12 protein-coding genes are annotated in these 19,449 nt (G+C 48.2%); 3 read left to right on the forward strand and 9 right to left on the reverse strand.

Annotated features, from left to right (window positions below; all coding sequences use genetic code 11):
- Positions 1-84: 84 nt before the first annotated feature.
- On the forward strand, positions 85-3,219 hold the full coding sequence (locus H1230_RS17835) for a polysaccharide lyase family protein (RefSeq protein ID WP_239711239.1): 3,135 nt from the start codon (positions 85-87) through the stop codon (positions 3,217-3,219).
- Between the two features lie 65 nt (positions 3,220-3,284).
- Here the strand turns inward: H1230_RS17835 and H1230_RS17840 are convergent, their stop codons facing one another.
- Positions 3,285-4,106, reverse strand: a complete 822-nt coding sequence (locus H1230_RS17840) for an AraC family transcriptional regulator (RefSeq protein WP_239711241.1) — start codon at positions 4,104-4,106, stop codon at positions 3,285-3,287.
- Between the two features lie 198 nt (positions 4,107-4,304).
- Between H1230_RS17840 and lacZ the strand changes: the two genes are divergently transcribed.
- On the forward strand, positions 4,305-7,418 hold the full coding sequence (gene lacZ, locus H1230_RS17845; protein WP_239711242.1) for a beta-galactosidase, LacZ type: 3,114 nt from the start codon (positions 4,305-4,307) through the stop codon (positions 7,416-7,418).
- Between the two features lie 197 nt (positions 7,419-7,615).
- On the opposite strand, the gene H1230_RS17850 is transcribed toward lacZ, so the two are convergent.
- The 3 genes from H1230_RS17850 to H1230_RS17860 all read right to left on the reverse strand — a co-directional run bounded on the left by H1230_RS17850 (position 7,616) and on the right by H1230_RS17860 (position 13,351).
- Positions 7,616-11,461 carry a discoidin domain-containing protein gene (locus H1230_RS17850; RefSeq protein WP_239711244.1) on the reverse strand — a complete coding sequence of 1,282 codons (3,846 nt, stop codon included), beginning with the start codon at positions 11,459-11,461 and terminating at the stop codon, positions 7,616-7,618.
- A gap of 436 nt (positions 11,462-11,897) precedes the next feature.
- The gene (locus tag H1230_RS17855; protein WP_239711246.1) at positions 11,898-12,377 is read right to left on the reverse strand and encodes a GNAT family N-acetyltransferase; all 480 of its coding nucleotides are present in this window, start codon (positions 12,375-12,377) and stop codon (positions 11,898-11,900) included.
- A gap of 317 nt (positions 12,378-12,694) precedes the next feature.
- A complete protein-coding gene (locus tag H1230_RS17860; RefSeq protein ID WP_239711247.1) occupies positions 12,695-13,351 on the reverse strand; it encodes a nitroreductase family protein in 657 nt (218 codons plus the stop codon).
- 117 nt (positions 13,352-13,468) lie between these two features.
- Between H1230_RS17860 and H1230_RS17865 the strand changes: the two genes are divergently transcribed.
- On the forward strand, positions 13,469-13,855 hold the full coding sequence (locus H1230_RS17865; protein WP_239711249.1) for a helix-turn-helix domain-containing protein: 387 nt from the start codon (positions 13,469-13,471) through the stop codon (positions 13,853-13,855).
- A 99-nt stretch (positions 13,856-13,954) separates the two neighbouring features.
- Here the strand turns inward: H1230_RS17865 and H1230_RS17870 are convergent, their stop codons facing one another.
- The 5 genes from H1230_RS17870 to H1230_RS17890 form a co-directional block, all read right to left on the reverse strand.
- Complete coding sequence (locus H1230_RS17870; RefSeq protein WP_239711251.1) at positions 13,955-15,283, reverse strand: amidohydrolase family protein; 1,329 nt, start codon at positions 15,281-15,283, stop codon at positions 13,955-13,957.
- A 14-nt stretch (positions 15,284-15,297) separates the two neighbouring features.
- A complete protein-coding gene (locus H1230_RS17875; protein ID WP_239711252.1) occupies positions 15,298-15,993 on the reverse strand; it encodes an NAD(P)H-dependent oxidoreductase in 696 nt (231 codons plus the stop codon).
- Positions 15,994-16,062: 69 nt separating this feature from the next.
- Positions 16,063-17,103: an ABC transporter substrate-binding protein gene (locus tag H1230_RS17880; protein ID WP_239711253.1), complete on the reverse strand. Its 1,041-nt coding sequence runs from the start codon at positions 17,101-17,103 to the stop codon at positions 16,063-16,065.
- A gap of 110 nt (positions 17,104-17,213) precedes the next feature.
- Entirely contained in the window at positions 17,214-18,533 is a 1,320-nt protein-coding gene (locus H1230_RS17885) for an amidohydrolase family protein (protein ID WP_239711255.1), read from the reverse strand.
- A gap of 31 nt (positions 18,534-18,564) precedes the next feature.
- A complete protein-coding gene (locus tag H1230_RS17890; protein WP_239711257.1) occupies positions 18,565-19,446 on the reverse strand; it encodes an ABC transporter permease in 882 nt (293 codons plus the stop codon).
- Positions 19,447-19,449: the final 3 nt, after the last annotated feature.

The following is a 19,449-nucleotide window of genomic DNA, read 5'->3' on the forward strand; positions in this document are numbered from 1 at the left end:
CTCCTCCGCCCAAACCGGGCGTTACTTTGCGTACCCTAGCAAGGTGATGGCGTTAAGGGATATTTTAACCGAGGAGAGTTAGTTATGAAATCCAAACGCAAAAGATCCGATCGACCTGCCCCCAATTTATCAAGAACAGTTAAACAAATGGCTCCATGCTCCAGTTTTCGTTTGTTCTCCAAATGCATCGCCCTGCTATTAACACTAGTGCTTGCAATCGGCAGCCCGTTCAGCCCCGCCAGTGCAGAATTAGCATCCGCGCAGCCGGTCGCTGAATCTACACCTCAATCCGTTACCGAAAGTGTATATGGAGCTGCTGCTAACAGCCTGCAGGAACCATCCGGCCCAGTTGGCACAGTCTGGACGATTGGTACCCATGACGGAAGCTCCGCCGAATATTCCGACTTCAAGGCAATGTCCACGCCTTACACCGCACCTGTGACGAAAGAGGTTTACAGTGACTGGAAGACATTTCCGAAAGGCATGAAGGCGAGTGTGAATAAAACGCTCACTATCGATTTCACAATGGATGCGCTGCCCACTTATGGCATGGAATTCGACGTGCATATACTGAACGCGTACATGTCTGTGCCACAGATGGCTGTGTACGCGAATGGAAGGCTGGCCGGGCTCATCCAGATTGCGGGTACAGCCGGCAGCGGTGGTGCCTATCCCTACCGTGACCAATACAGATTATATATTCCAAATGAGCTGATAAATATCGGCACGAACGAGCTGAGGCTTGAGGTATATGCCGGCTCCTATGCAAATAGCTCCGGAGATGCAAATCTATGGTACGAGTGGGATGAGTTGTCGTTGACGGCGCTCTCCTCGCCCGCATCTGAACCGCTCCACGGTCGGTATGTAAATCTTGGCACCGCGATCGCCAATTCATTCGATTACAACGACAATGTGACTCGACTTGTTCCAGATTTGACGAAATGGCTCGGCATTGCCTACAGTGGAAATATGATGCGTGCGGGTCTATGGTCCGATACGAAGCCATTATGGCAGGATGGCATAGATTCTTATTTGCAGACGATGAAGGACATGAATCTGCAGCCAGTGGTCGGTATGTTCGGCACAGATTTTATGAACAGCAGTGAGATGCTAGGCGGTCACATGTCCGAAAGCATGAAGACTTATTACCGCCAATTCATGTCCGATTACGGCTCGGATTTCTCTTATCTGGAAATGGATAATGAACCGGGCGTATTCGGACATTCGCAGTCTTCTCTCGTCGAGCTCGGTGAGTTTCTACAGGCAGAAAAAGCGGAAACCCCGTGGCTTAAGATCGTGGCACCCGGCTGGGCATACTGGCCAACCAAGGGTACGCCGTACGGTTGGGAGCGCAATCCTGAAGAGCGGAAACCGATCGAAGTTTTGTCAGATCTGACGAACGGCCACAGTTATGCGTTGACCGGATTGACACAGGCTCGCGGCGGCGCACTGAACGAAAACCTGCTTACCTACAACGGTGGTACGGAAGAAGGGCTGCCCAAGGAAATGATGATGACTGAGGCAGGTGCTAATGATCTGCATGCCGATCCGAGCGGCTTCGGCGCATCAGCCTACAAGTTCGCAGCCGCTTTCGACCGCGAGCTGCGCGCGGATATTGGGTATGCTGACCATATTATGCAGCATACTGCCTTTGATACGTCGAACCCGAATTATGCACTATTTGTCCGCCCAAGCAATTGGAACACGCACCAAGTGTCCGACACGACAGCTTGGGCCGCCAAGCCAGCGGAGGGCGGCGAAACCAGGTTGCGCACGTTCCGTCGTTTGGCTGCGGCCTACGCGACGCATGGTGCACCTCTGCCCTATTCCTTTCTCAGCGGCGACGAGTCGGCTGGCAGAAAAGTATACGTCCGTGCCGTCGATACCCGTGCGCTCGGAGTATCGACAGTCGGCGCGTCGGCGGACAAGCAGATCGTCAGCGTCGTTAACTTCGAGCCGGCCGGAACCAGCGCACGCCATGTGAACGTCCGCGTAACGCTGCCAGACGGCGGTGTCTACCGGGTCGAGCAGTACCGGGATGGTAATACGGCAGGCTCTGCCTATTCAGTAGAGGAGAGAAACGTATCTCCATATCTCGATCTCGACCTCACCGTTGCTGCGGGCGAAGCAGTGCAGCTGTATTTAACCCTCAAGGAAGAGCAAAATCCGGAAAAACCGGTCATGACGGGCGCTGCAATGAGAACTTGGAATACAGCTATGATCGACTGGAACGTAGCGGCGGACAACCACCGGACGACTACTTATCGCCTTTACCGCGACGGCGAGGAACTGGCGCTGCTGCCATCTTCCGTTACGCGTTACATCGATACGACGATCGCTTATGACCGCACCTACTCATACACAGTTCAGGCCAGCGACGACTCCGGTAACGCATCCGTGCCAAGTGAACCCATTCTGCTTGCAGTCCCGGATATGCCGATCACACCGGGTGGTCCAATCTATGAAGCCGAAAAGGGGCAGCTTACAGGCATCGCCAAAACCGGAACGGATTCTGCAGCCTCTGGTGGAGGTTATGTACGGGATATGCACGGGAACGGAGCGAGTATAAGCATCATTAACATCATGCCGGGTGCAGGCAACTATACGCTGCGTTTGGCTTACGCCACTGGAGTAGACGCTACGTTGAATTTGTACGTAAATGGTATGAAAATCAAGAAGCTGACATTCATCTCGACCGGAAAATATACGGGCACGGGTGCGTACAAAAGCATATCGGCGGCGGTAACGCTTGCGGATGGACCCAATACGATCATGCTGCGCCATGACGGCGACAATACCGGTGCGGTGAATCTCGATTATGCGGAACTGACTTCAATACAAACGGTATCGCCGGAGACTGACTGGCACGACTATACATTCGACGACGAAGACATCTATTATTCGCCGGGTATTCTGACGAATATCAACGGAAGCTGGAATGAAACGATGGAACAAGGTGAGGTTGCTTCCTTCGACTTTACGGGAACTGGCGTCCGCTGGCTGTCGAATGTGCAGGGCAATATGGGCAAAGCAGATGTATATATCGACGAAGTGCTGCAGGACACAATTGACCTGACCGCCGCCGATCTCGAAGGCTACAGCAAAGTCGTGTTTGAGAAAAAGAACCTGAAGGACGGCAACCATACCCTACGGATTGAAACCGTGGGTGGCAAAGTGACTTTTAACCGCTATAGCATTTATGGAAATATACAGCGTTAAAGTAACATTCGATGTAAAATCATGAGCCTCAGCCTAATGTTTCAACGGGTTGAGGCTCAATCTATTTAATCTAAACCATGCAGCCGCTTAAACTCCTCGGGTTTCATTCCGGTAACACTCTTAAACACCGCACAGAAATAACTGGCATGATCAAAACCAGCCAACTGCGCGATTTCATATATATTTTTCTCCCGTCCAGTGAACATTAATTGTTTGCTCCGGTTAATGCGCTGCTTATTGATATAGGTCACAGGTCGATCATGCAAGGTTCGCTGAAAAAGACGGCATAAATACTGCGGAGATACGGAAGCCACCTCAGCTAACTCTTTCAACGGTAGTGCTCTGTGCAAGTTGAGTTCAATATGATGAAGAACCGGCTGAATGCGTTCCAGCTCATCATCCTCTTTGGAAGAGGGCAGCATATTACGTTTCAAATCAAGGAGCAGCGTATATAACAGCTTGGAACGTTCGAGGTTGGTTCCCGATTCATTACCGTCTGACATCGTGAGCATTTCTCTTAAAGGTTCCAGCAATAATTCGTCTCTTAATCTTCCTAGACCTGACTCGCGAATCCCCAAGAACAGCAGCATCTGGCTAGCTTCTCTACCATTAAATGAGATCCATGACAGCCTCCACTCGCGGCTGATCGGAGTATACGAGTGAGCGATATGCGGATATAGAAAGAAAACATCCCCGGGGCCTACCAAATACCGTTTATCTTTGATCGTCAACTCACCTTTGCCCTCGAGAATCTGATGTAATTGATAATCTGGAAATCCGGCCGGACGAACTGTTTCCGTCTGATGCTCCCAATAACCGATTGTTGTAGCATACAACGGCAATAATATCGTCTCTTCCGTTTGGCAAAAGATTAATTTGCTCTTCATGCGTCTCCCCCATTTTTTTACTTGATATCCGCTATAAACTTTCATTCTTATCTTAAACAGCCTCTTCCATTCTACTCTGCTTCCAAAGATGTTTCTAGTTTCATATTATATTATATAAGGAGAAAATCCTTCTATATCCCTTGCAAATTACTCATCTTATAATATGAATATACTAATAGTGATGAGGAGATGTTACTCGTGTGCCACAAGCTTGTCTATCAGCCGCCTGCAAACGGCTACCCGGAATGGAACAACAATCCTGAGATATTTCAACTGAATCGGATGGATGCGCATGCCTCCATGATGTCCTATTCAACGGTGTCAGAGGCTTTACAAGGTGATAAAGAAACCTCCGCTAATTACCAAACCCTTAACGGACTCTGGAAATTCGCTTTTTCCGAAACACCAGAGCAGCGGTGCAAGGATTTTTACAAAGCAGATTATGATAATAGCAGTTGGTCCAATATTCCCGTTCCCTCTCACTGGCAGTTCCACGGCTATGACTATCCTCAATATACAAATGTGCGTTATCCCTGGGCAGAGTCCGAACCCGAGTTGAAACCTCCCTTTGCTCCAACGGTGTATAATCCGGTAGGCTCTTACATACGTACCTTCACAGTACCGGTGTCTTGGGAAGGACAGCCTGTATATCTCAGCTTCCAGGGCGTTGAATCGGCCTTTTATGTATGGGTAAACGGAGAATTGGTCGGTTATGGCGAAGATACTTTTACTCCATCTGAGTTTGATATCACCCCCTACTTGAATCCTGGAGAAAACAAGCTAGCCGTAGAGGTGTATCGTTGGTGCGATGCCAGTTGGCTGGAGGATCAGGATTTTTGGCGTCTCAGCGGTATTTTTCGTGATGTTTATTTGTACACAACTCCCCATGTTCACGTTGCTGACTTTTTTGTACGCACGGATCTGGATAAAGATTTCGCAAATGCGGAACTGAACGTGGACATAAAGGTAGAAAATTACTTCAACCGAGATGTAAATGCTCATACGCTCCAAATACAACTCTATAATGGACAGGGCCAACCGGTATGGGCTGCTCCAGTATCCGCGTTTACTTCGTTTGATGAAAAAGGCGTGCAACAACTCCAACTGGCTGCATTTGTCGATCATCCCTATAAATGGAGTGCTGAGAAGCCGTATTTGTATACTCTGGTACTCTCATTAATCGACGATCAAGATCATCTGTTGGAAGCTGTCAGTTGTAAAGTCGGATTCCGCTCCTTCGAGATCAAAGACGGACTCATGAAGATTAACGGTAAAAGAGTAGTGCTCAAAGGTGTTAACCGGCACGAATTCTCCTGCGATACCGGCCGCGCGCTGGCCAAAGCTGATATGTTACGCGATATCCAGTTGATGAAATCCCATAATATTAATGCGGTAAGAACCTCTCATTATCCAAATCAGTCCGTTTGGTATGAGCTCTGCGACGAGTATGGAATCTATGTCATAGATGAGACGAATCTGGAGACACACGGCACTTGGCAGTACGGGCAACAGGAACTACATGAGGGGAACGTCCCCGGTAGTAAACCAGAATGGCGAGCCAATGTGCTGGACCGCTGTAATTCTATGATGCAACGGGACAAGAATCATCCATCTGTTGTGATTTGGTCGCTCGGCAATGAGTCTTTCGGAGGCGATAACTTCATCGCCATGCATGACCAACTGAGACAGGCCGATCCCACGAGACTAGTTCATTATGAAGGTGCCTTCCACTACAAACCTTCAGCAGCAGCCAGTGATATCGAATCTACAATGTACGTTAAACCAGGCGATGTTGAAAAATATGCGCGAAACCATCCGCAGAAGCCTTATATCATCTGCGAATATAGTCATGCTATGGGAAATTCCTGTGGCGGCCTACATTTGTACTGCGATTTATTTGATCAATATGATATTTTTCAAGGTGCATTCATTTGGGATTGGGTAGATCAGGCCATTCGAACCCACACTACAGAGGGAATTGAATACTTGGCTTATGGTGGCGACTTTGGCGAATCTCCGCATGACGGGAATTTTAGCGGTAACGGATTGCTATTTGCTGACCGGTCGGTAACTCCCAAGCTGCTTGAGGTTAAAAAGTGCTATCAAAATATCAAAATAACCGCAGTCGACATCCACAAAGGCCTCTTCTCCTTCCGTAATAATTTCTTATTTACGAATGTAGAAGAGTATGATCTAAAATGGGATATTCGCTTGGACGGAGAAATAGCGCTAGAAGGGGTGCTGAAGTTTGCTGTTCTACCTGGAGAAAGCGCTGAATGTGCTATTCCATATGAACTGAGCTCTTTTGTAAATGACCAAGAAGCCGTCCTAACTTTATCTTTTGTACAGCGGGCAGCAACTTCCTGGTCTGAGGCCCATCATGAAATCGCTTGGGAACAATTTATCGTATCTCCCCGTATGGTTAGCAACACTTCCGAATCACTAGAAGGAGAGCTGCAGGTAACTGAACAAGGAGATGCACTAACCGTTAAGGGCAGTGACTTTGCTCTGACTTTTAATACGACTACAGGAGATTTATTCTCTTACCTTTCTTCTGGAAAAGAACGCTTGCTTGAGCCCGCAAAACCCAATTTCTGGAGAGGGCTAACCGATAATGATCTTGGCAATGGCTTGGAGAAGCGCTGTGCGGTATGGAAGGAAGCTTCTTACAGCCGTAATATAGTCCATTTCTCCTGCCGAGTTGAAGGTAATCGCTGTTTCGTCTCTATTGCTTATCTTTTGGCTACGAAACCTGATTCCATATTGCTGCTCCATTATGAGATTCGTCCCGACGGGTCGATGGCGATTACGCAGGAACTGAATCCGGGGGGCAGTTCTCTCCCAGAAATCCCTGAATTCGGGATGTTGTTCGTGCTTGATGGAAGCCTGGATACCCTTTCCTGGTACGGCAGAGGACCGCATGAGAACTATTGGGACAGACAAACAGGTGCGAAACTGGGACGTTATAGTGGCAAGGTTAGTGAGCAATTCACTCCGTATCTTAGACCTCAGGAGTGCGGCAATAAGACAGATGTCAGATATGCCTCTCTCATAGAGGGAGCGAATGGTTCTGGGCTTTATTTTGAAAGCTCAGCCCCTCTGGAAATTAATGCTCTACCTTGGAGTCCTGAAGAGTTGGAAGCGAGCGATCATGTTTATAAATTGCCCACTTCCCACAAAACAGTGCTGAGAGTCAACTACAAGCAGATGGGTGTCGGCGGCGATGACAGCTGGGGTGCACGAACGCACGAACAGTTCACACTGCTGGCTAACCGACCATACACCTTCCGATTTATCGTATCCCCGCTCTAAACTCATATTTGCAGCAAATGCGAGATCCCGGATTCGGAGATCTCGCATTTTTTTGTACGCCATGGAAACTTATTTTAGATATAATCTTGCAAAGACTACGGAACTGTCATAAAGATATCACAACTGTTTATCAGTCCAGTGAAATAGGATCGCACACCACGTAAAAAAACGGATTCCCTTTTTGTATACCAGAATGCTTACTGGATGATCAGGCTAAAACCCGTCTGGATGAAATTCAGGTTGGGGTTAGCGATATTCCGGGTCGTCAGATTGTTGAAAGTCGCAGATCCATTACCAGTATAGGTATAGATAGCTGAGCCCTTATGTGCTCCCGAGAACCGTGAGGTGGTTACTCCATCAAGACCAGTACCATCAATGGTGATGTTGTTAAATACGATATTTTGAAATCCACCACCATAGCCAAACTGAATAGCATCGCGTTGTGTGTTAATGATATCGATGTTGGTAAACGTTACATTTTTGATCCCGTCGCCAGAAGCTTCCAGATCGATTGCACCGCGTTCACCGTCATAAAGATCCCTACTGGTACCGCTATTAATTATGGTAGTATCCGAAAAAAGAATGCCGGTATTGTTGTTGAAATGGGCTCCAGGGAACGTGGTATTCAATCTGATGCCGGAACCGCCGACAGTGTCGATGATTACGTTGTGGTCAGCCTTATGGCCGCTTCCTCCAAAAAAGGCAATTCCCCCCGCACGCCAGTTATCCTCAACAGTGTTATAAGAGAAAGTATTGTTTACACCATCGGGGGCGCCAAAGGTATTACTCGGCCATACGGCAAGACCATCATCACCGTTATTTCGCACATTGGTATTTCGTACGGTCGAATTACTAGTCCCTTGCGAGAAGTTGATGCCATCAGCCAGGTTATTCCGAATCCGGCTGTTTTCAACTAGCAACCCATTCGCAAAGATCGCCGGAGTATGTGCATAATCCCCTACCCACATCCCGCACTCAAAATGTTCTACCCAGACATTGTGAATTACCGAATTGGTGCCGAAATTGTCCATGAAGCCTTTATAGATTGCATTTTGGTTATACCGCGACCGCAAATTCGAATTCATATACACATTGCTGAAATCAAGCTTGCCTGAAATACGGAGCGAGATCCCGCCGCCCGCTGAATTGGGATTGGTAAACTGGAGGTTCGTATACCAGAAACCCGCACCCGTGACAGTGAAGTTGTTGATCATATTGCTGACAGAACCGATTTGCCACATGCTGCTGAGGTTGAACGTCCCCTCCGGGATATACAAGGTCTTGCCAGATGAAACAGCCGCAGTAACAGTAGCATTAAAAGCAGCAAGGTCATCCACGCCATCGTTCGCAATCGCACCATAATCCGTTACCGAAACTGAGTTAGCCGGACGAGCTATAGCAGCAGGAAGAGGTTCGATTTCGATGAAGTCGACACCATATTCCAGGTTATCCCCATTGTTCTTCTGGATACGGATCGTGTCGCCAGGCTGAAGTGGAGTGTTCAGTTTCCAGTGCACTTCATCAAATCGGAAGAGTGGACGCCCTGCACTAGGAGCATCTCCAGGCTGATCACCCGAGAAATACTGCCAGCTGTAGTAGGATGTCAATGGTACTGTCTTGGTATTAACACCATTGACGTAAACGTCAAGTGAACCATTAAGTCCCATACCGTCGGATGAATCGGGCATTGTAAATCTCATAGTCACACCTGCTCCACCTTCACCCGGTCTAACAGTCCATTGTAGATTGGATCCGTTCGATGGAAGTGCTACATAGCGCTGACCGGAAGCTTCCGATGCAATCAGTGTTTGATCGAATGTCGGTGCAGTCTTCAGAGTGGCCGAACCACCGCGAGTGGCGTCATCAGTATCATATCGGCTATACGGAACGCTCGCTCCTCGTAGGGCATACACAACCAAGCTGGTTGTACTTGCATTGTTTGCTTGCTTAGTTGTGACTTCGTTAGCATCTACTGCAACGGTTGTGTTCACAGTATAGTTGCCGTTTACGGCTGTCCACGTCCCTGGAATAGCGACATTGACAGATGCTCCCTCAGCTATGACACCGCTATAGCTTCCATTAAAGGTTTGAATCGTTGAACCAGCAGAATTCTTAAGAACTACTGTGACTCCATGAGAACCACTTGCCGAAGCAATAGTTCCTTGATTCTTAAGATTTACGGTAAAGCTTACCGTATTATTGGCAACTGGATTACTTGGTGTCCATGATGCAGTTGCTACGAGGTCCGAACTGGAAACTGGAGCGACAACGAGTGAAGATGGGTTCGTGTAGCTGTTGTTCTCATCATTCTGTTCAATGATCGCGTTGCTCTCGTCTACCTTGGTGTTGATCGAGTAAGACGCAGCAGTTTTCGTTCCGACATTCAGTGATACCGTCGTCGAAGCGCCTGCCGCAAGCAATCCTACCGGAGCGAAGCCAGCAAGCTCGTTGTTTAGGTAGAAGTTGACCGTAGTTGCCGCGGAATCGGCATTACCGTTGTTCTTAACGATTGCGTTCAGCCTAATTGCATTTGTCTCAATCGGAGCAGACGGTGACCAAGAGTTGCTTGTAATCGTCAGGTCTGGATTCGGAGCAGGCGTACCGAATACTTGGAACTCAGCAATTTGTCCGGCTGATGCACCAGAGTTCGACGTAATATTTAACTGCAGACGTTTAACCGTCGCCGTAACCGGAATCGTCACCGTGTTGCTGGATGCAGGATTGAATGTGTAAGTTTGCGCCGAAATCAGATTGCTGAAGGTCGTTGTGTTCTGGTTGTGACCGAGTACTTGAATGTTTTGCGTGCGTGTACCCCATGCAGAAGACGGGTTCAGTTTCAGCACGATGGATGTAATGTTATAATTCGCTCCCAGATCGAGCGTCAGTGTGCTTGGATTGCTGCCACCTTCCCAGTACGTATTGATATCGTTATCGTTAGCATTTGTAGCCACGAACGATAATGTGCCTGAAGATGCAGTAATTGATTTGCCAATTGCGATATTGCTGCCAGAAGGGGGCGTCGGTGTCGCCGATGGTGTTACTGTCGGGGTTACCGTAGCCGTTGGTGTTGGTGTAGCAGTCGGTGTTGCTGTTGGAGTGGAGGTCGTCGTCGCTACCGTGATTTGGTCAAGGTTGATGTTGCCGGAATCGCCCGCATCGTATTTGTATGCGATTGTATTGTTTCCGGCATTCAGGCTAAGTGTTTCCAATACGGTACTCCATGTATCCCAGTTTGCCAGATTAGGCAGCGAGGATTGGCGGATTTTCGTGCCATTGACATAGATACTTATGGTCTTCGCACTGCCGCTCGCGTTGGCATATTTCAGCGTTACGCCTCGGTTACCTGCCTCCGTTACATTGACTGTGAAAGTCGTCGATGAACCTTGCGATAAATAACCGTCAACAAAGCCCGTACCTGCATAGCCGGTGTGGTCCGTATTTACTTTGGCTCCACCCGAGAGTGCAGCGGACTCAGCCTGGTACGTACCTGTTGGCGCTGGTGTTGGTGTTGGTGTTGGTGTAGAACCGCTAACGCCATAAATTTCGAATTCTGAGAATTGCGCTGCCGGCCAGACCGTGTTGCCTGTTACGTTCAGCCGAACGTAACGCGTGCTTGTTGCAGCAAAGTTGATCGTAACTGCGTTGGCGGCAACTGACGGATTGAATATATAATCCGCGGATGCGACAATGTTCGTGAACGTTGTACCGTTCGTACTGCCTTGAACGGCCAGTGTTTGCGTTCGAGTTCCCCAGCTCGCAGGTATTTTTAACACAATCTGATCAATATTCGTATTTGCCCCTAAATCGACTTGAAGCCATTGCGGGAACGCGTTGTTCGTGCTTTCCCAATAGGTGTCTTGATTGCTGTCTTTCACATTGTCAGGACTATAAGTTTGAGATTGACCACTCGCCGTTATGCTTTTGCCCAGCGTCAGGTTCGGTCCGCCGGCGGCAAATACAGGAACGAGAGATCCGACTGCCAGGAATAAGCTTGAGATCAGCATGGTTACTATAAGTGACCATACGACATACTTGTTGCGCATTATATTCCTCCTCAATAATGTGTATTGCGAGAAAAGGTGTAAACCTCCGAAAGTACTTCGAATGGTAGCGTTCTCAAGACGTGGTGTCTCATTTTCCAGCGCTTTCCGTATATCCAGTCTGTTCTCACCTTCCTTGCCGATCGTGGAAATGCAGACGTTCCCCCTCTCAAAGTAATACATCCCCATTATAGAGACAGTGCATCGCAAACAATAAGAGGCAATTCTACGGAAAAGGTATGCGATTCCATGATAGTTAACTAAATCTAATGTAGTACAGGGTTGGTAGTGAATTCAGACCTCATTATGTTCCAGATCACAAGAAAATCCCACTGTTCATTATACCAGTGGGATTTTGATTCTTCTGTGGTTTCTTATTGGTAAAAATTCAACATGGTGATCGAACACCACCATTCTGGAGCTTCCATATTTATGTACTTCATTCGCCTAAATCTTTAATATACCAGGCATCACAGGCAAAATGCTCTGAACCTGCAAGTGGTGCCTCTAAAGACTCAAACCCATATTTCGTATAAAAGCGGTTGGCCGCATGCATGTTTTGCAAGGTTTCCAAATAACACTTATTGTAATGGAGTTTGGCGAAGTCCAAGGCTATCTGCAATAGTTCAGCTGCTGCTCCGGTTCCTCTAATCTTCGAGGATAAGTACATTTTCTGCAGTTCACATATGTTACCTGATTCGGTAAAAGGAGCAATACCGCATCCACCCAAAACTTCTCCCTCCGCTTCAATAATCCAGTAAGCACGGTCTTTTCCATTATTATAATAATGATATAGATCAGGCAGACTGTCATCTTCCCAGGCAAGGCCGGCTCTGTTACCGCCAAACTCGATCAAGCAGTTCCTGATGATGTGTTCGATAGATGCATTATCTATAATTTGGATGGGTCTAATATTCATTTAGTGAACTCTGCCTCCTAGTTATTCGAATTTAATCTTTTATAATTATACCTGTTTGAATGCAGACAGCCTAAGCATTTGTGAGGCTTAAATAGTGCAATTTATAAGTAAAACGAATTAATTCGATATTTTTAGGATTTAGTTAGCGTCTATTCACTAGGACAATAAAGGAATATCTGGATGGGGCTCAATGAGTAAAAAACCACCGGTAAAAACCGGTGGACTATTAATAACTCTTTTTCTTCCGCTTAACCAAGTACTAATACTATAACTTCCCACTATCCACTTTAATTTTTTCTCTGGAGAATAACTGATAATTATGCCCAAGTTGTGATAGTTTCAACCGGCAGGCGGTAGGACGGATAGCTCTCTTTGGCTGCTTTTCCTATCGAGATCAACATGACTGGTTGGAACCGGTCTTTGTCCAGTCCAAAAGCTTCGGCGATCTGTTCCTTCTCATAGCCGGCCATCGGGTTGGTGTCATATCCGTGCGCACGGGCAACAAGCATCAGCTGCATCGAAATGAGGCTTGAATCAATCAGGTTCACGTCACGCAGGTCGGATGCGGACATGTTCGCATAATAAGGTTTTACTTGTTTCAATTGCATATCCATGATCTCCTGTGGCATGTATCCAAGTTCTACTGCTTTGCCGAAAATTTCGTCCATATATTCAATGTTATTTGCATCGTAAAATACCGCAATGACAGCCGAAGATGTTAGAGCTTGTGTCTGGTTGAAGGAGGCTAGCGGTGCAAGTTTTTCTTTGCCTTCTGCGCTGTCGATAACAAGGAAACGCCACGGCTGCATGTTAATGGCAGAGGGGGCAAGGGAAGCTTCCGCCAAAATTTCGGTCATTTCCTCCCGGCTGATTTTCACTTCAGGATCATAGACTTTAACGGAATGGCGCTCCAAAACGATTTCATTGAAATCGTTTGTTTTGTGGAATTTACTGGTGAATTTTAATGATGTCATATTATTAGCTCCTTTTTTATATTTGTGAGATCGTGCTGTACTCCACTTTTCTTCACTATGAGGATTGTAAACTATGAAGTATACTTTATAGCAAGAGAAAAAAATGAGGTGATTCATATGAAGATTAGTGAAGTAGCGGAAATGGTTGACCTACCTATATCAACCATCCGTTACTATGAGAAAATAGGCATTATCCCTGATGAATATATATTGAGAGAACAGAATAATTATCGGAATTATGCTTCAGAAATCATTCATCATCTAGATGTTGTTAAAAATTGTTTAGCTGTTGGTTTTTCAATTAATGATATACAATCCATGATCTCGAAAAATGGCATTTCAAAAGATGAACAAACAAGCATTATTAAAGAAAAAATAGCAGGAATCGAAGACGCTCAAAAAAAATTAGAGGATTCCAAACAATCTCTTTACAACATTCTTGAACTGGATATTACGTGTGAGGATGGATTCGGAAAATATTCCGAGCCAGTTTCAGAGGATTAGTTGTCAGTGCTGCTGAACGCGGTGGTTTTATACGAGACTTCTTTTATCTTTCATTCAAAAAAAAGGATTGAACAGATATCTCTGCTCAATCCTTTTTGCTTATGATCGATTAGGGGAAACCCCCATTTTCATTGGAAGCGGAATGGCTAGATTAGCTCTTCCATCAGCCTTTGCATCCAACAGGCTTGTGATTGCGGGCCAAGTCTCAGCGATGATGCGGCCGCTTCGGAACACGAACCGGGGTGACAGGCGCTGGCGGATCAAGTCGCTTGAGTCCTTGGCGTCGAATAAGAGGAACGAGGCTGGAGCTCCATTTCTAAGTTCGCCACCTTGGAAACTATATTCATCCAGACTCATCGCTATTGCTCCGCCTTCTGTTATCATCCCAATCAGGCTTCGCATTTCGGCTCTTCCGCTCATATGGGCCAGATGGGCACCCATGTGGGCGGCATCCAGCGGATTGCCGGTTCCTAGGGGATAGAAGGGTGAACGGATATCATCGTGGGACAACGCGACGTTAATACCCGCCTGCTGAAATTCTTTGATGCGCGTAATCCCTCTTCCCTTGGGGTAGCTATCATAGCGACCTTGCATAACACTGTTAATCAGCGGACAGGCGACGATCGAGAGACCGGATCGTTTGACCAGCCCCATAATCTTCTGGAAGTACGATTCGTTATAATAAGCCGCGGCGTTTGCATGCGCTGCCGTCACCCGAGAACCCATTCCTGTAGATAGAGCCAAGGAGGCGCAAACCTCCAGATATTTGGAATTCTCGTCATCGGCCTCGTCACAGAACACATGAACATATGCACCGCTGCGCTCCGCCAAATCGAACGCCTTACGCAAGGATTGTACTCCCTCCTCGCGTGTATGCTCCAGATGCGGAACCGCAGACACACCGTCCGCGCCCATACGCAGAGCTTCCTTCATCCGCTCTTCATTAGCTGGACAAGACATGATTCCATCCTGGGGAAATGCGGTAACCTGGATATCTATCAGCCCGCGATAGCGCTCCTTGATCTCTAGTATGGCTTCCAGCGCCATCAGCTTAGGATCTCCTATGTCTACCATCGTTCGCAGATGAAGGGCACCGTAACCGAGATACAGTTGAATCGTGCGCTCCGCTCTTGCGATGACATCCTCCCTTGTGAGCATCAGCTTGCGTGAAGACCAGATTTCGATTCCTTCCGCCAGCGTACCGCTTTCGTTCCAGACCGGATTTCCTGCAGTTAGTGCTGTATCCAGATGGACGTGCGGCTCAACGAACGGAGGTACCAATAGTCTACCTTCCGCGTCGATCGTCTCCGCAGCAGTCTCTTCTGCCAACTGGCCTATCCCTGCTATTCTCCCATCCCGTATCCCAATATCAGTATAGGTGTCGTTACCAATTAGCAGGGCATTTCTCACTATCAAATCATAAATCATCTCATCCCCGCCATTCATTTGATGCCCTTGGTCGCTTCAGCAAATCGTGCTACACGAGCGCCCAGCCTGCCTGCCATAATCAACTCTCGCTCATCGGGTGTTTTCGAACTATCTGGACCCGCCAGGGTAGAGGGCCCATAGGGAGAACCGCCGATCGCATCCGCTGTCAAATATTCTGGATTCTGCGAATAGGGGAGACCGACATAAATCAGACCGAAATGAAGCAATGGCACGATAGAGGTGAGAATGGTTGCTTCATGGCCAGTATGGATCGAACCGGCACTCGTCATAACTCCCGTCGGCTTGCCCTCCAATTCTCCACTAGCGCATAGACTGCCTGACATATCAAGGAACGACTTGACCTGAGCTGGCATCGATCCGTAATAGGTAGGAAAGCCCCACACAATGCCGTCTGCCCAGCGCAAATCGTCATGAGACACTTCAGGAACATCCTTTTGCTCTTCCTGTGAGGCCTCATACTTCTCCCATCTTGCACCGACACGGAACTTGCCGGACAGCATATCCTCATCGCGTTCTTGGCTGTGGCTCGGATGGTCAAGCAGTGCCGTTACGTTGTCGGGAGAACGGAACTCCGGTATGCGTCCCAGTCTTACCTCGTGCCCTTCGTCTGAAGCCCCTTTTGCAGCCGCTTCAGCCATCCGGTGAATATGTCCATAAGCGCTGAAATAGACGATCAAGACCTTCGCCATTCTCGCTCCTCCCTCCATCAGGTAAAGAATCGAATGCAGCCGCGATCAGTGCCCCGCACTGACAACTCATTATTTTCCAGGAAGAAACTCGTTCGTGTATGCTTCGTCGATCGGAGCAGTTTTCTTTAGAATACCGATATCGACCAGTTGCTTTTGCAACCCTTCCCAGATTTCCTTGTTCATGTAGCCGACTCCGTTAGTCTCCGCGTCCCCGCCATAGACCAGTGCCTCCTGAGCCTTCGTGCCAAAGGCCATCGCTTCCAGCTTCAGATCCGGGTTTTTTTCCTGCATTACCTTGTTGATTTCTTCAGAATTATCTTTATAGTAATCCCAGCCTTTGATGGAGGCTTCGACGTAGGCTTTGACAATATCCGGGTGGTTCTTAATGTAATCTTCTGTGGTAAACAGGATGTTGCCGTATTGCTTGTAGCCAAGATCATAATTAAGGAAGTAGTCAACATCTACGCCCTCCTGCTGCATCGTGAACGGCTCGGATGTGACATATATTTGGGTGGCGGATTCCGGGTCGGCAACGAAATTTGCAAGAGAACCGGTATATTTCATCTCTTGTACAGTGTCCAGTTTGTAAGCCTTCTTGAGATATTCCCAGAACGCAACACCGCTGCCCACGTAAACCTTATGACCGTTCAACTCAGAGATGTCCTTGTATTTGTCTTTATGGTACATAATGCCTTGGGGGTTTTTTTGAAAGGTTGCCGCGATCGCCACCAGCGGAATACCATTCTCCCGCGCCAGCAGGATCTCATCCGCCTGCCCCATTCCGAATTCGGCTTTGCCGGAAGCCACGATCTGCGACGCAGAGACACCTGGACCGCCTGGCTGGATCGTCATGTCTAGACCCGCGTCTTTGTAAAAGCCCTTCGAGAGCGCTGCATACTGACCGCCATGCTCCGGTTCCGCAAACCAGTTCGTCACCTGTGTGACTTTGGTCAGCTTGACTTCCGCCTGTTGGTTACCTGTCGATTCGCTGCCCTGAGAAACGTCTCCATTCTTGTCGGAACCGCAGGCCGACAGCGCCATGACAGACGTGACTATTAGAGACAGCCCCCATAACCTGAAATGCTTACCTCTTGTAGTTATTGTGAGCATGTTTCTTCCTCCCTTATCCTATTAATGATATCTATATGTGCATCCGCTTTTGGGCGAACAAGCACTCAAGGAAAACTAACTGAGCAGGCTAACGATGGTAGACTAGACACTTAAGACAGAAGTGCTGCAATCGGGTTCGTCCACTGCTGCTTCAGCTCAGACGCATAAATCCAGCGCTTCTTGTTGTACACCCAGCGTGTGGCAGGAAGCTCCTGAAAGAGTTCCTCTCCTGAGCTTGCATCCAGAACTACGAAGCCCACCGGATTGCCGATAGAAATGCCGTACTCCGAAATGCCAGCGATGGCCGCTGGGAGATGCGTCAGCATCCGTAGTATCGTATCCAGATCCACTTCACTAGCCAGATGTGCAGCATAGGCAGTCATAAGTCCAATCTGCAGCATGTCTCCACGTCCGAATGGGTGAAATGGGTCCTGAATGTTGTCGGAGGCCGCCGCAACGGGAACTCCAGCTTTCAATAGCTCTTTGACACGCGTAAGACCTCGTCTTACATTTCCCTGATCGCCGCGACCCTGCAGATACAGATTGACTACGGGAAGAGTGACTGCGCTAATTCCCGCTTCTACCATCTTACCAATTAGCCGGTCAGCTTCCTTCTGAGCCATCGCGGAGAGTGAACATAGATGACCCGCCGTTGCCATTCCGGCATAGCCGTGCAATAGAACTTGGTCGCTATAGAAATCGATCGTCTTGACTTCGGGATTGTCGGATTCATCGCAATGCAGATCAATCGGCCGGTTAAATGCTGTCGCGAGCTGGAGCGCCCAGCGGATTCCTGCTTCCGGGTCAGGTGCCAGATGGGGGGCTCCGCCGACGCCATCGATGCCCATACGCAACGTCTCCTCAGCGAACTCAGTGATTCCTCGGTGGTGGGCGGAATCGTAGAAATACATGGGGAAATACTGAATGTCGACGAAATCCTTCACCATCTCCCTTGCCTCCAAAGCTGCCTCCACCGTACGGAGTGCAATCTCACGTCCAAGATGAAAGGGGACATCAAGATGACTACGAAGCGTGAGACTACCGAAGGAAGCCGCTCGAAGCGCAGATTTAATGATTCGTTCCCTGATCATTTCCTTGCTGAACGTCGGAACGACGGAACGATAATTCTCGATCGCTTCCATGAGTGTTCCCGAGCGATTGCGAACATGAGCGATAGAATATGCTTTGTCCAGATGCATATGGACATCTACAAATCCGGGCAGCAGCACCCGCCCTTGCAGATCGACTTCCTTGGTTGTCCGAAGCTCATCAAAATTCAGCTTGGAGATCGGCAGGTGCCGATCTGAGACAACGAGCCCTTCCTGAGCTTCAATGGAAGACCAGTTCCCATCCTTGATCATTAACTTGAACAAACCGCCTCCCTCTGCAAGGGGCAACCTTGCATTTATGATTTCCAGATCAGCCAGCATGGTCGTCACATCCTTTCGAGTTGTCGTTTCCCTATCCTTCCGACGATTTCATCTCAGATTCATGCCAAGAGCTGAGCATCCACTTGGAGAACGCGTTGACCAGAAGGAAAAAAGTAATACCGAGCAAAGATGCCGAAAATCCGCAGGCGAACAAATATGGGGTTCGGAGACGGGAGGCGGCGACAGTGATTGCATAACCTAAGCCCCCCTGCCCTCCTCCGATGCCAGCGATATATTCGCCTACGATGGCTCCGATGACAGCAAGAGTACAGGAAATCTTGAGTCCGGCAACAATGTAGGGCAGTGCAGACGGTAAACGCAGCCGGAACATGGTTTGAAATGGCGAAGCGTTATACAGGTAGAACAGGTTCTTCATATTGTGATCGGTTGAGTTAAGTCCGATCAGTGTATTGGACAGCATGGGGAAAAATCCGATTAAGAACGCGATAATGACGATTGCATTGACTCCAGCACCAAACCAGATAACGATGATCGGTGCGATGGCAACGATCGGAATCGTTTGCATAATAATGGCATACGGGTAGATGCTTCTCTCGACAAGCTTGGAACTTGCCAGAATGATCGCAAAGCCAACGCCTAACACGACACTTAGCAGAAAGCCGATTACCGATTCGATGATCGTCGTCCATACCGATACCCACAGATTCGCAGCGTTCTCCGATGCAGCCAGAACGATGTCGGACGGCTTGGGCAGCAAATAAGGCTTTATGTCAGCCAGTCGGCAGAACAGTTCCCACCCTCCAACAAATATAACGAACGCTATGATGGGAGGAAGCAGCGTTTTCCACCATGACCACCCGAATTTATATGCTTTCCTCTCCGACGCGACTCTCGGGTTTGTCTCCGATAGAGAGTAAATACCAGGGTCTGCGGCAATAACTTCTTTCCTCATCTC

Source organism: Paenibacillus sp. 19GGS1-52 (assembly GCF_022369515.1).
GTDB lineage: Bacteria > Bacillota > Bacilli > Paenibacillales > Paenibacillaceae > Paenibacillus_AQ.